This is a genomic window from Dongia deserti (assembly GCF_003574735.1).
GTDB lineage: Bacteria > Pseudomonadota > Alphaproteobacteria > Dongiales > Dongiaceae > Dongia_A > Dongia_A deserti.
This window is the reverse complement of record NZ_QORW01000010.1, coordinates 215,108-228,244: the sequence shown is the minus strand read 5'-3', so window position 1 is coordinate 228,244 and position 13,137 is coordinate 215,108. Positions and strand designations below refer to the sequence as shown.

At 64.1% G+C, this 13,137-nt stretch carries 14 protein-coding genes; 6 read left to right on the top strand and 8 right to left on the bottom strand.

Annotated elements, in window-relative coordinates; translation table 11 throughout:
* Positions 1–5 precede the first annotated feature (5 nt).
* Genes DTX69_RS17545 through DTX69_RS17520 form a run of 6 tightly spaced genes read left to right on the top strand, consistent with a single transcriptional unit; the run spans position 6 to position 5,834 of the window.
* A complete protein-coding gene (locus DTX69_RS17545; RefSeq protein ID WP_119302842.1) occupies positions 6–860 on the top strand; it encodes a fumarylacetoacetate hydrolase family protein in 855 nt (284 codons plus the stop codon).
* 3 nt (positions 861–863) lie between these two features.
* Positions 864–1,664 carry an acetoacetate decarboxylase family protein gene (locus tag DTX69_RS17540; RefSeq protein WP_119302841.1) on the top strand — a complete coding sequence of 267 codons (801 nt, stop codon included), beginning with the start codon at positions 864–866 and terminating at the stop codon, positions 1,662–1,664.
* Positions 1,665–1,703: 39 nt separating this feature from the next.
* Entirely contained in the window at positions 1,704–2,963 is a 1,260-nt protein-coding gene (locus DTX69_RS17535) for a cytochrome P450 (RefSeq protein ID WP_119302840.1), read from the top strand.
* 23 nt (positions 2,964–2,986) lie between these two features.
* A complete protein-coding gene (locus tag DTX69_RS17530) occupies positions 2,987–4,276 on the top strand; it encodes a type I glutamate--ammonia ligase (protein ID WP_284735856.1) in 1,290 nt (429 codons plus the stop codon).
* Between the two features lie 12 nt (positions 4,277–4,288).
* Positions 4,289–4,606: a 2Fe-2S iron-sulfur cluster-binding protein gene (locus DTX69_RS17525; RefSeq protein ID WP_119302839.1), complete on the top strand. Its 318-nt coding sequence runs from the start codon at positions 4,289–4,291 to the stop codon at positions 4,604–4,606.
* Between the two features lie 7 nt (positions 4,607–4,613).
* Positions 4,614–5,834, top strand: coding sequence for an NAD(P)/FAD-dependent oxidoreductase (locus DTX69_RS17520; protein WP_119302838.1), 1,221 nt, complete (start codon positions 4,614–4,616; stop codon positions 5,832–5,834).
* A gap of 278 nt (positions 5,835–6,112) precedes the next feature.
* Here DTX69_RS17520 and DTX69_RS17515 read toward each other — a convergent pair whose 3' ends face one another.
* The 8 genes from DTX69_RS17515 to DTX69_RS17480 form a co-directional block, all read right to left on the bottom strand.
* Positions 6,113–6,895 carry a 3-hydroxybutyrate dehydrogenase gene (locus DTX69_RS17515; protein WP_119302837.1) on the bottom strand — a complete coding sequence of 261 codons (783 nt, stop codon included), beginning with the start codon at positions 6,893–6,895 and terminating at the stop codon, positions 6,113–6,115.
* 24 nt (positions 6,896–6,919) lie between these two features.
* Positions 6,920–8,104 (bottom strand): DUF3734 domain-containing protein, encoded by a 1,185-nt coding sequence (locus tag DTX69_RS17510; RefSeq protein ID WP_119302836.1) that lies wholly within the window; start codon positions 8,102–8,104, stop codon positions 6,920–6,922.
* A gap of 18 nt (positions 8,105–8,122) precedes the next feature.
* Positions 8,123–8,860: an acetoacetate decarboxylase gene (locus DTX69_RS17505; RefSeq protein ID WP_119302835.1), complete on the bottom strand. Its 738-nt coding sequence runs from the start codon at positions 8,858–8,860 to the stop codon at positions 8,123–8,125.
* 30 nt (positions 8,861–8,890) lie between these two features.
* On the bottom strand, positions 8,891–9,649 hold the full coding sequence (locus DTX69_RS17500; RefSeq protein ID WP_119302834.1) for an SDR family NAD(P)-dependent oxidoreductase: 759 nt from the start codon (positions 9,647–9,649) through the stop codon (positions 8,891–8,893).
* Positions 9,650–9,660: 11 nt separating this feature from the next.
* A complete protein-coding gene (locus DTX69_RS17495; protein WP_119302833.1) occupies positions 9,661–10,074 on the bottom strand; it encodes a cupin domain-containing protein in 414 nt (137 codons plus the stop codon).
* A gap of 49 nt (positions 10,075–10,123) precedes the next feature.
* Positions 10,124–10,867, bottom strand: coding sequence for an SDR family oxidoreductase (locus DTX69_RS17490; protein ID WP_119302832.1), 744 nt, complete (start codon positions 10,865–10,867; stop codon positions 10,124–10,126).
* A 578-nt stretch (positions 10,868–11,445) separates the two neighbouring features.
* Positions 11,446–11,886: a DoxX family protein gene (locus tag DTX69_RS17485; protein WP_119302876.1), complete on the bottom strand. Its 441-nt coding sequence runs from the start codon at positions 11,884–11,886 to the stop codon at positions 11,446–11,448.
* An 88-nt stretch (positions 11,887–11,974) separates the two neighbouring features.
* On the bottom strand, positions 11,975–12,976 hold the full coding sequence (locus DTX69_RS17480) for an adenylate/guanylate cyclase domain-containing protein (RefSeq protein WP_284735855.1): 1,002 nt from the start codon (positions 12,974–12,976) through the stop codon (positions 11,975–11,977).
* Positions 12,977–13,137 lie beyond the last annotated feature (161 nt).

Below are 13,137 nucleotides of genomic sequence, written 5' to 3'. Positions count from 1 at the left end.
TGACCATGCGGGAGTTTCGTCGGATCTTGCTGGCCGGCGCCGTGGTCGAGGTCGAGCGGCAGGGCGAGGAACTGCTGGCGCGTGACGGCCGGCGCGTCGCGATCGCGGATGCCGTGCACCTGCCGCCGGTGGTGCCCACGAAGATCATCTGCGTCCATCTCAATCACGTGAGCCGTGTGCGTGAGTTCCAGATCAAGCTCACCGCCACGCCGACCTACTTCCACAAGCCGCTCTCCTCGCTGAATGCGCATGGCGGCGATGTCGTGCGGCCCAGGCGTTGCAAATGGCTGAACTATGAAGGCGAAGTCGCGATCGTGATCGGCAAACGCTGCCGCAACATTTCGCAGCGCGAGGCAGGCGAGTATATCGCCGGCTACACCATCGCGAACGACTTCGGCCTGCACGACTTCCGCGATACCGATGCGGGCTCGATGCTGCGTGTGAAGGGCAGCGATACCTTGTGCCCGCTTGGTCCCGCTCTCGTGACCGGCTGGGACTTCCACAACAAGTATCTGCGCACCTACGTCAACGGCCAGCTCAAGCAGGACGGCAACACGTCAGAGATGACCTGGGACATGCATTACCTGGTCGCCGACATCGCGCGCAACATCACGCTGGAGCCGGGCGACGTGCTGCTGTCCGGCACGCCGGCGAATTCGCGGCCCGTGCAGCCCGGCGATCTGGTGGAGGTCGAAGTGGAAGGGCTGGGCCGCCTCTCCAACCGCATCGTAGAAGGGCCGGAGCCGATCCGCGAAGACGTCGGCGCGCAGCCGACGGAATCGGAGGAAGTATTATCGACCGCGCTCGGCGGCGATTGGGAGTTCCGCGGCATCCGCCCACCGAAGAAGCCGGGAGCCTGAGCGATGAACGAGCAGAAAGGGTTCTTCTACCCGCGCAGCGCCACCGGCCAGTCTTCGCTGTTGCCGCCGCCGCCCTGGTACTATGCGGGTGATTTGCTGACGGTCGAGTTCCGCACCGACCCAGTGCGCGTGGCCGAGCTGCTGCCCGCGCCCTTGACACCAGCGTCGGAAGATCCGGGTGCGGTCGCCCTCATCTGGGCGGACTGGCAGTCCTGCGGCGGCACGCAGGCGGAGATACTGGACCCCGTGCGCGCGCAGTACAAGGAGTGCTTTGCGGTGGTGCGCTGCACGTTCAAGGGGCGCACCTATTCACGCTGCATCTATATCTGGGTGGACAAGGATTTCGCCCTGCTGCGTGGCATCCATCAGGGCTATCCGAAGAAGCTCGGCTCCATCCACATGACGCGGCCGCATCCCTTCGCGCCGGCGCCGCAGGTTGCGGCGGGCGGCAAGTTCGGCGCGACCCTCGCGGCCAACGACCGGCGGCTGGCCGAGGCTATCATCACGCTGATCGAGCCGGCCGAGCGCAACGGCTTCGTCAACGGCCACCCAATGGCGCATCACCGTTGGCTGCCGGCGATCGACGGCAAGGGCGATGCCCATGCCGAGCTGATCGAATCCACCGGCGCGAAGTTCGAGGGCGGTCAGCCCTGGCGCGCCAAGCTTGATCATTTCGCGCTGTTCGACTCGCCGACCGAAGAGCTGGCACGCCTCGAGGTGCGGGAAGTCATCGGCGCCTACTACCGCCAGATCGGTGTGGTGTGGAATGGGGGTAAATCCCTGATGCCCCGGATCGAAGGCTAACCTGCGCAGCTGAGCCGGAAGCGAAGTGAGAGCAGATCAATGACGACGTTCGCCCCGACCGACAACGGCCACGCCGATCTGTCTAGCCACGATTCCTTCCTGGCCGGCGCGCCACATAACACCTTCGCCCGCATGCGGCGCGAGGAGCCGCTGGCCTGGAACGAGATGACGGGCGGCAAAGGTTTCTGGTCGGTTACGCGCCACGCCGACGTGCTGGAGCTCAATCGCAATTATGAGCTCCTGAGCTCGGCGCGCGGCATCCGTATGGAGGACCAGACTCACGAGGAATACATGGCGCGGCGGACCTTCCAGGAGACCGATCCGCCAGAGCATTCGCGCACGCGCGTGCTGGTGAGCAAGGCCTTCTCCAAGCCGGTGGTCGCGCAATTCGAAGGGCAGATCCGGGCAATCTGCGATTCCATCCTCGATGACGTGATCGCGCGCGGCGCGTTCGATGCAGTGAAGGACGTGGCACGGCAACTGCCGATGCGCATGCTGGGCCAGATCATCGGCGTTCCGGAAGCGGACCTCGACTGGCTGGTGGAGAAGGGCGACCAGCTCATCGCCAACACCGATCCGGAATTCACCGAACATGTGCTGGACAAGGCCGACACCGACGCCTATCGGCTGATGCCGTTCCGCTCACCCGCCGGCGCCGAGCTGTTCGACTATGCCAAGGCCTTGATGCGGGACAAGGAACAGCGCGGCGACACCAGCGGCGTGCTGCACCTCATCCTGCAGCCCGATTCCCACGGCAACGTGATCTCGGAGATCGAGTTCCGCAATTTCTTCTGCCTGCTGGTGGCGGCCGGCAATGACACCACGCGCTACTCGATCGCGGCCTCGCTCTACGCGCTCGCCAACCGGCCGGAGTTGGCCACGGAGCTCAAGGACGGCGATGCGCAGATCTGGGAAACGGCGCCGGACGAGCTCATCCGCTGGGCTTCGCCCACCATGCACTTCCGCCGTACCGCGACGCGGGATTTCGAGATGCACGGCAAGCGGGTGAGGGCGGGCGACAAGGTCCTGCTGTGGTTCGTCTCCGCCAACCGGGACGAGACGGCTTTCGACAAGCCCTTCGAGATCAACCTGCGGCGCTCGCCGAACCGGCACGTGGCGTTTGGACAGGGCGGGCCGCATGTCTGCCTCGGCATGTGGCTGGCGCGGCTGGAGGTCAGGATCCTGCTCCAGGAGCTGGTTAAGCGCATCGCGAGGGTCGAGCAAACGGGGCCACACGAATTCCTGCGCTCGAACTTCATCGGCGGCATCAAGCGGCTGCCGGTACGCATCCATCATTGAGGCCGAACGTCTGGGAGAGATCGATGGCGGTGGGGGGGAGATTGAGGCTGCTGTTCTGCGACCATCTCAGCCTGGCGCGCGGCAAGTATCTGCCGGCCAGCAAGATGGGCAACGGCTCCTCGCGGTTCTGCCAGGGCACCTTCGCGGTGACCTACGACAAGGAGCTGGTGCCGGCACCCGGAGGCTCGATGCTGGAAGGCCTGCCGGACATGGACGCGGTCTATATCGAGGAGGACATCCGCGAGGGCTGGGAACCCAATACCAAGGTCGTGATCGCCGACCTGTTTGCGAGCGACGGCAAGCCGCTGCCGCTCTGCGGGCGCAGCCTGCTCAAGCGCACCTTGAAGCAGTGGCAGGACCTCGGCTACAGCCCGAAAGTGGGCCTCGAGCTCGAGGCCTATGCATTCCAGCGCGATGCGGACGGAAAGATGGTTCCGTACCAGACGCCCGGCGCCTATGTGTACGGCACCGGCCGCTATGTCGACCCGCTGCGATTCACCGACGCGATCTGGGAGAAGGCGAGCGACGTCGGGTTCCACATCGACTGCTTCACCTCGGAATACGATTCGCCGCAGTTCGAGTTCACGCTGACCTATGACGACGCCGTCAAGGCGGTCGACGATGTCTTCCTGTTCCGCCTGATGGCGCGGGAGGTCGCGCTCGATCACGGCATCGTCTTGACCTTCATGCCCAAGCCGATCCTCAGCCTGGGTGGCAACGGGCTGCACGTCAATTTTAGCTTCCTCGATCGGCAGGGCAGGAACGCCGTGGGCGAATCCGGTGACGTCGCGCACATGACCGACCTGACGCGCGGCTGCATCGCCGGCCTGATGCGTCACCATCGCGGTATGGCGGGCCTGATCGCGCCGACCGTCAACTCCTATCAACGGCTGAAGCCCGCCAGCCTCTCCGGATACTGGTGCAACTGGGGTGTGGATCACCGCGGCGTCACGACCCGGCTGTCGACGGAACATGGCGCGAAGTCGCGCATCGAACATCGTATGGGTGACGCGGCGGCCAATCTCTACACCTTGACCGCGACGGTACTGCAGGCGGCGCGGCTTGGCTTTACGGAGAAATACGAGCTGCCGCCGGCCGAAAGTGCTGACTGCTTCACCGGGCATGACGCCAAGGTTGCAGCGCCGGAGTCTCTCGCAGAAGCGCTGCAGGCGCTGGCGGCCGATACCAAGCTCGTTGCGGCTGTGGGTGAATTGCTGGTGCAGAACCATATTGGCATCAAGGAGGTCGAGATCCAGAAGACCAGCGAACTCGAGGGTGACGCCCTGCGCGACTACTACATCCACTACGTCTGAGCGGAGCCACCGATGCCCAAAATCACCTGGATCCTGCACGACGGCCGCTCGATCTCCGCGGAAGTGGCGGTCGGGCACAACCTGATGGAAGCCGCGGTCGCCAACAGCGTGCCCGAGGTGATCGGCGAATGCGGCGGCTGTCTCTCCTGCGCCACCTGCCACGTCTATGTCGATCCGGCCTGGTACGAGAAGACCGGCGGGCCTGGCGACATGGAAAGCGAGATGCTGGAGATCACCTCCGCCGAGCGCCGGTCGGTGAGTCGCCTCAGCTGCCAGATCAAGGCGAGCGAGGAGCTGGACGGCCTCGTCCTGCACGTTCCCCACATCTAGCACGCGCATGGCTGACCCCATCATCATCGTTGGGACGGGACAGGCGGGCGCCGCCCTGTCCGCGAAGCTCAGGGTGCTGGGCTACTCCGATCCGCTTGTCATGATTGGCGAGGAGCCGGTCCTGCCTTATCAGCGGCCGCCGCTTTCCAAGAAGTACGCATCGGGCGAGTTGCAGTTCGAGCGCCTTCTGATCCGGCCGCCGGGTTGGTACGCCGAGCAGCAAGTCGAGGTTCGATTGGGTGCCTCCGTCGCTTCCCTCGATCCCATGGATCGGACGGTCAAGCTCGACGACGGGTCGGTGCTGCGCTACGCCAAGCTTGCCTTGACCACTGGCTCACGGCCGCGCCTGCTGCCGGCTGAGCTCAGCGGCAATCTCGGCGGCGTCTTCACGACCCGCACAGTCGCCGACGTCGACGCGATCGCGCCGCTGCTTGTGCCCGGCAAGCGATTGCTGGTGATCGGCGGCGGGTATATCGGCCTGGAGGCGGCAGCGGTCGCAGCGACCAGAGGCCTGAAGGTGACGATCGTCGAGCTGGCAGATCGCATTCTGCAGCGCGTCGCGGCCTCCGCGACCGCGGACTACTTTCGCGCGCTGCATCGACGCCACGGCGTGACAATCCTCGAATCGGCGGCACTCGATCGCCTGGTCGGAGACAACGGTCAGGTTGCCGGCGCGGCGCTCAAGGATGGCCGGACACTCGAGGCCGATCTCGCTATCGTCGGCATTGGCATCATTCCTAATGACGAGCTCGCGCGCAGGGCGGGCTTGGTAGTGGACGATGGCATTATTGTTGACGGATTGTGTCGGACCTCGGCGCCGGAAATCTACGCCGCCGGCGACTGCGCCCGCTTTCCGTGGCGCGGCGTTTCGACCAGGTTGGAGTCGGTGCAGAACGCGATCGACCAGGCGGAACACGTCGCAGCCGCCATGCTGGGCGCGCAGAGCGACTACGACCCGGTGCCCTGGTTCTGGTCGGACCAGTATGAGGTCAAGCTTCAGATCGCAGGGCTGAACCGCGGCTACACCGATTGCATCCTCCGGACCGGCAAGAGGGAGGGCAGCGCCTCGATCTGGTACTACCGAGGCGATGCCTTGATCGCCGTCGATGCGATGAACGATGCCCTCTCGTACGGGATAGCCAAGAAGCTGCTCGAGGCAGGGCGCACGGTCCCGAAGGCCGCAGTTGCGGACCCCGGCACCGAGACGAGAGCGCTTCTGTCAGCGTGAAGATCACCGTCCGCAGTCGAGTCGCCCGCTTCCAGCGCACCTGCCTGAAACTGAACGGGCCGCAGGCCGTCTATAATCCGGCGAGCTTGCAACGACCGCGCAACGCCGGCGGCGACATCGTCGGCGCCAACTATGACCCCAGCCATCCGATGTGGATGGGGAACAACCCGCTGGCCGCCGTGAGGACGCGGGGTGGTTTGCAAGTCGCCAACAGTCTGGACCGTTTCGGCTGCCTCGCGCCGCCATACACTAATCGCAGACACAGATCGGTAAGCCCTCTACTGTGCAGTCCACGCACCGTCGACCGAGATGGCCGTGCCGGTGATCTGATCGGCCGCCGGCGAGCACAGGAATGCGACTGTCCCGCCGAGTTGCTCCGGCGTTACGAAGCTCCGCGAGGGCTGCTTGTCTCCAAGAAGGCTCATCTCCGCCTTCTGCCGGCTGATCTTCTCGCGGGCCGCAATGTCTGCAATCTGCTTCTCGACCAGTGGGGTCAGCACCCAGCCAGGGCAGACGGCGTTGGCGGTGATGCCGGTGCCGGCTGTCTCCAAACCGACCACCTTGGTCAGCCCGACCATCCCGTGCTTGGCAGCGACATAGGCAACCTTATGGACCGAGCCGACCAAGCCATGAGCCGAGGCGATGTTGATGATCCGGCCCCAGCCCCGCTTCTTCATTTGCGGAAGGGCGGCGGCAATACCGTGGAACGCGGCCGACAGGTTGATCGCCAGGATCGCGTCCCACTTCTCGGCCGGAAACTCCTCGACCGGCGCCGTGAACTGGATGCCCGCATTGTTCACGAGGATGTCGACGCGGCCCAACTTCTCTATCGTCGCTGAAATCAGTCCGCGCACCGCCTCGCCTTTCGACATGTCGGCTCCGTCATAAAGAGCATGCACACCGTGCTCGCGCTCGATGCCGGAACGGATCGTTTCGATCTCGCCGGCATCGCCGATGCCGTTCAGCACGATATCCGCGCCGTGACTGGCCAGCACCTTGGCGATTCCAAGGCCGATGCCGCTGGTCGATCCGCTGACGATCGCAACCTTGCCCTTCAACATGACTATCTTTCCTTGTGATGAGAATTATGCGCGATGCTCACGATGGACGTCGTGGGTGACGATGCCCAGCTCTGGTGCTGGCCTGTCCAGACGGCGCGGATCAGCCAATGTGCGGCGGATATCCTCCAGGCCGCTCTGCCAATGCTCGCGCATCGCGTCCAGCCCGAACTCATAGTCCTTGGAATGGCCTTCGAAGGCTTTGGACTGATAGATCAGATGGACGATGTTATAGGCGCGATGGCAGGCCAGGTCGGCGATCGCCTTGACGTCCGCATCACTCCTGGCCGCTTTCGGCAGCTTCTCCATCAGCTGCTGCAGCGCATGCCGCATCTTCTGCATCTGCAGCATGTGGTTCGTGATGGCACGGGTCCGGCTGGAATACTGGATGTCCTTCTGCCGGCTCGCGACCTCCATCAGATCGTAGGGCAGCCGGCCCTTCGCAGACCACAGATCCACCTGGAAGGTCAGGGTATCGCGCCGCGGCTCGCTTGATAGGACACGCGAGAGCGGCGTGTTCGAGACCATGCCGCCATCCCAGTAATATTCGCCATCGATCTCGATCGCCGGGAACCCTGGCGGCAAGGCACCCGATGCCATGAAGTGCTCCGCTCTCAGACGACGTTGCGCCGTATCGAAATAGACGAGATTGCCGCAGCGAATGTTCACCGCACCGACGCTGACCCTGACCTCGCCGGAATTCAGGCGATCGAAGTCGATCAGCCGCTCCAGCGTGTCACGCAGCGGAGCGGTATCGTAGAAGCTCGTGGCGGAGTCGCCAGAGAACATCGACAGGAACGGCGGCGGGAAGCGCGGCTTGAAGAACCCGCTCTGGCCCATGAGCAAGGCCCGCATCGCGGCTGCGATGTTATGGGCCGAGCGCAGATCCATCGTGAACGGCAAGCCCTCCGTCAGACCTTCGTTCACCGGCCATTCGACCGGGCTGGCGCAAATCGTTTCCCAGAACTCGCGAAGCCGATCCATACGCTGGGACTCGGGCGAGCCCGCGATGATCGCAGCGTTCAGCGCCCCGATCGAGATGCCCGCCACCCAGTTCGGCCGGATGCCCGCCTCGTGCAGGCCTTCATAGACACCTGCTTGATAGGCGCCTAGGGCACCGCCGCCCTGCAGCACGAGGGCGATCACGTCGTAGTCCGGCGCCTCGAACCGGCCGGCAGCACTCACCAATTCCTTCCGCTTCAATCGACGCATCTCAGTCCTCCTGGAATGTTAGCCAAGGTAGTCATGCACGACAGTGCCGAGACCAAGCGTCAGGTCGGCGACTACATGCTTGGCCGACAGCACCTCCAGCACGGGCAGCTCGGCGACGGGCGCGAGGGCGTGCGGAGAGAGCTGCAAAGCGGCCGGTCCGGTCCATGCACCTTTCACGGTCACATCCTCGAGGTAGTACCGCACCAGCTCACAGATCCGCGGGCTGCCGTCGACATGCGGGATGACCTTGAGCAGGAAGTTCGGAGCACCGAGGCCCTTGGTCTCCGCGATCACATCGAGAGCGCGGTGCTTGTAGCCCATCGTGCCGGTCGCGATCCGGACCGATCCGTAGTTCAGCGTGCCGACCAGCGTATCGGTCTCGACCGCCAAGCTTGGCTGTGCCAGCTTCTTGGGAAAGCCCCAAAGCTCGCGGCCGGCGGCGATCGGGGGATGGTCATTCAGGAACATCTGGTGCGTATAGCTTCCGGCCTCGCCCCGGTAGCGGACCGGGATCACCTGGCCGCTCTCGGTGTAGTCGCCGAAGCCGGTCGAATCAGGCATGCGGATGAACTCGTAATTCACCACCGGCTCGATGACTTCGAGCGGCTCCGGCACCACGCAGCGCAACGCCTCGAGATCGGTGCGATACTTGATGATGAAATACTGCCGATCCACGAAGCGATAGGGTCCGGGCGGGAAGGCCGGGCTCGTTGGCGGCATGGCGAATGCGGTCTTGCGCAGGATGGATCCATCCATGGTGTTTTTCTCCGGTGGCTAGAGGTTCGATCAGGGGCACGCGATGCCAAGTCCGCCGTCGACGGTGATCACCTGCCCCGTGACCCATTCGGAGGCGGGATCGGCAAGCCACACGATCCATCGTGCGACTTCCTCCGGGATGCCGCGGCGCCCGAGCGGGATCCGTTCGCGCTCTCGATCCTTGACCGCCTCGGCCTGTTCCGGAGAGAGCCCCATCATTCCTGTCAATGCCCCTGTCTCAGTGGGACCCGCCGCGACCGCGTTGACGCGCACGCCTTGCGGCGCAAGCTCAAGCGCCCAGCAACGCGTCAAGTGGTCCAGCGCAGCCTTGCTCGCCGCGTAGTGGGACAGCCCGGCCGCCGGCTTTTGGCCGAACGTACTCGAGACGTTGATGATGGATCCCTTCGACGCCGCCAGGTAGGGAAGCGCCGCCGCGGACAGCAGACTGGGGCCGAGCACATTGACCGCGAACATGCCGGCGATCTTTTCGGCCGTCGCGTCCGTCATCGGGAGAATTGCGCCCGCCCCGGCATTGTTCACCAGGATGTCCACGCGCCCCCACGTATTGAGCGTCTCGTTGATCGTGCGTGCGGCGTCGGTCGGCACAGAGACGTCCGCTGTCAACCCGGCAATGTTCGGATGGTTGCTCATCGCCTCCTTGAGGGGGCCGGCGCGGCGCCCGGTGATGATCACCTTCGCACCTTGCGTTGCGAAGCCGAGTGCCGCGGCGCGCCCGATACCCGAGGTCCCACCGGTGACGATGGCGACTTTGTTCTTCAATCCTTGCATGTCGGCGCTTCTTACTGCGTTACCGGGTCGTCGATGACGAGGTTGGTTTCGTCGGTGTCGACAACGAACACGGCCAGTAGCTTGGCAGGTTCAGTGTCGCTGGCATTCGCGCTGACACCGTGGTGATCGCCCGGCATCTCGGCGAAGTTCTCGCCGGCGCGATACACTGTGATCGGACCGCCGTTGACCTGGCTGCGGATCGCGCCTTCCAGGACGGTCGCGTAGATGAAGGCGGAATCCGGGTGGGTGTGCGCCGGTGACGAGCCGCCGGGTTCGTACTCGACCAGCACCCCTTTCATGCTCTTGCCGGGCACGTTCGGCAGCGGATGGTCGAACACCACCCTGACCTTGGATAAGTCACCGGCCGATGCAGGGGTGAGCACGAGGGTTGCGAGAATGATCCCGCCGATGAGTCGCGTGAACATCTGAATCTCCTGGGCTTGGTGTGATTGCTTGCGCTTGATCCGCTCGGCGCTATGCCTGGGCGAGCCACGCTTCGAACGACGTGGACCCGATGTGCGGATTGTCGCCGGGGGTGAGGGACTTGTCGTTCAGCTCCGTGCCGAAATAGCGCGCGTGGACGTCGGTGACCACTTTGCGGGCATCGTGCTTTGCCGCGAGATAGCGGCGCACGAGATCGTCGAGGCCGATGCGTTCCGGCCCGGCCAATTCGATCACGCCGTTCGCCGGCGCCATCGTTGCCACCTTGGTCACTAAAGCGGCGACGTCGTTGGACGCGACGGGCTGCAGATGAGCGGGCGACAGGCGAACAGTCTGGCCGTCTGTCGCGGATTGGGCGATCCCGCCGAGGAACTCGAAGAACTGGGTGGAGCGGATGATCGTGTAGGGGATTCCGGACGCCTTGATCAGCTCTTCCTGGGCGGCCTTCGCCCGAAGATAGCCGCTTTCCGGCAGTCGGTCGCTGCCGACCACCGAAAGGGCAATGTGATGCCGCACGCCAGCAGCCTTTTCCGCGGCGGCGATGTTGCGGCCCGCCGTCTTGAAGAAGTTCATGACGTCATCGTCCGCGAACGAGGGGGAGTTCGCGACGTCAATGACGATCTGCGCGCCCGCGAGCGCTTCGGCAAGCCCTTCTCCGGTAATGGTGTTGACGCCCGTGTTGGGCGCCGCCGCGATAACCTCATGGCCCTTCTGGCGCAGGTTCGAGACGACCTTGCTGCCGATGAGGCCGGTGCCGCCGATGACAACGATCTTCATGATTGCTCCTCCATCTGGTGGGTGATGGATGGAAGATGGCCGAGGACGCGCGAAAAGACTTTGCCGCAACGTCCAAATTGCCTTGAGTTTCTGTCCAATAGTGCCCGAGGTCCCGGTAACATTGACCGACAAGAGACACACAGGCGCGATATGGCCTCGCAAAATTCCTTAATATCACCCTGTCGGACTGACGGCGAGACGGCGCGCCGGTCTTGGGCGGCGCCGGCTCTGTCACGATTATGAAGAGTGCGATCAGAACGATCGCCGCGAGCAGCTCCAGAACGAACTCCTGCATCCGATGGTTCAGGGCTTCTTGCCGGCAGCTCACTGCACGACGTAGACGTTGACCTGCTGCCGCGATGACGATGGCCTTCATGATTGTTCCTCCATCCAAGGCTGATGGATGGAGGATGGGCCACATCGAGCTACAAGACTTTCAGACGACCTCGAATTTGCCGTGGATCATTGTCCAAAACGTCCGCAATCACGGTAGTAGTATTGCGTGGAGGGAGATCCACAACGCCGGTCGCGCATGGCCAAGTCACCATAGGCTCCAGGTCCGCTGGGTACCTGCACGTCTATGCAGGATACCTGCCGATGATCGTTTTGCGCGACGCCAGGATGCGGCCCGGCCCATGTGCGGCAGCGAACAGCAGGCCGGCCAGCATTGTGAAGTGCATGAGGAACGCGCGGAACTCATGTTGCCCAACCTCGCCCTGCCAATACGATGGCCCATGAAACGTAAGGCCCAGGAAGGTCACATAGAGTCCAGCGAGAAGGCAGGTCTCGGCGAAATAGGCGCCGGTCAGGAAGCCAAGGACCAGCAGCACCTCGAAGATCACCGCCAGCCACGCCAGCGCGGTTGGGACCGGGAAGCCGGCGAAGGCGATATAGCCCGCCGTACCATTGATATCCATGAACTTGACGCTGAAGGCCATGGTGAAGAACGCGAGGAAGATCAGACGGCCGACAAGAATGGTGATGGCAGTCCAACCGGGCTGGGACGTGCTGCTGGTCATGGATTCCCCGTCGCTGAATGTCGAGCTGGTGCTCCGGCGCTCTTGCAATCCAACCGCGCGCGAGAGTAGCTCGGCGCGCGTCTCGGCGCTACCCACGTGCTCGAACGAGGTGTCCGGATTGGTCCGGGGTCAGCCGAACCTTGAGCGCGCCGACGATCTCGCGCGTGACCTCGTCCTGGACGGCGAAGATGTCGGTGAGATCCCGGTCGTAACGGTCCGCCCAGACGTGCGCGTTCGTCGCGGCGTCGATCAGCTGGGCGGTGATGCGCACCCGATTGTCGACCTTCCGCACGCTGCCTTCCATCACGTAGCGGACCCCGAGCTCGCGACCGACCTGAGTGATGCTCACCGGACGACCCTTGTAGGTGAAGGTCGAGTTGCGCGCGACGACCAGCAGCCCGGCAACCCTTGCGAGGTCGGTGATCAGGTCCTCGGCCAGCCCATCGGCGAAATGCTCTTGCTCGGGGTCGGTGCTCATGTTGTCCAACGGCAGAACCGCGATCGAGGGCGAGCTCGAAAGGGTGGGAACGGGTGAAGGCACCGGTCCGGCCAAGCCGAGGGCGACGCGGTAGGCCCGGACGGGCCGGGCGATGTTCTTGACGCGTTGTTCGCCCAGATCCTCGAACCGCACGGTGGCGATCTTGTCTCGCACTTGCTCGTGCGCGGAGGCCGATAAGCAGATGCCGCCCGGCTCCGCCAAGGCCTCAAGGCGGGCGGCGACGTTGACGCCATCGCCGTAGAGGTCGTCGTTCTGCACGATCACGTCGCCAAGGTTGAGGCCGATCCGAAATGCCAGCCGCTGGTTCTCGGGCACGGCGTGGTTCCGCTCGGCCATGCCGCGCTGGACATCGACAGCACACCTGACCGCATCGACCACACTGGCGAACTCGACGAGCAGGCCGTCGCCGGTTGTCTTGACAATCCGGCCGGCGTGCTCAGCGATGGCGGGATCGATCAGGTCGCGCCGGTGCGCCGTCAGCGCGGTCAGGGTGCCGTCCTCGTCGGCGCCCATGAGCTGGCTGTAGCCGGCGACGTCCGCCGCCAGGATAGCACAGAGCCGCCGCACGTTTCTTTCCGCTGCCATGTCCATGTGCCGTGCTGCATTCGAGTGAACGGAGTTTTGCCGATTGGGAGGTCGAAAGGCTTTGCAGCCACCTTGCAGTATGCTTGAATTTCGCATCATTGTTCGTCCAAGGACCCTACGGCCAGGCGGAAACTGGTCGCTTCATCCATTCGACCATCGCGTGGGCC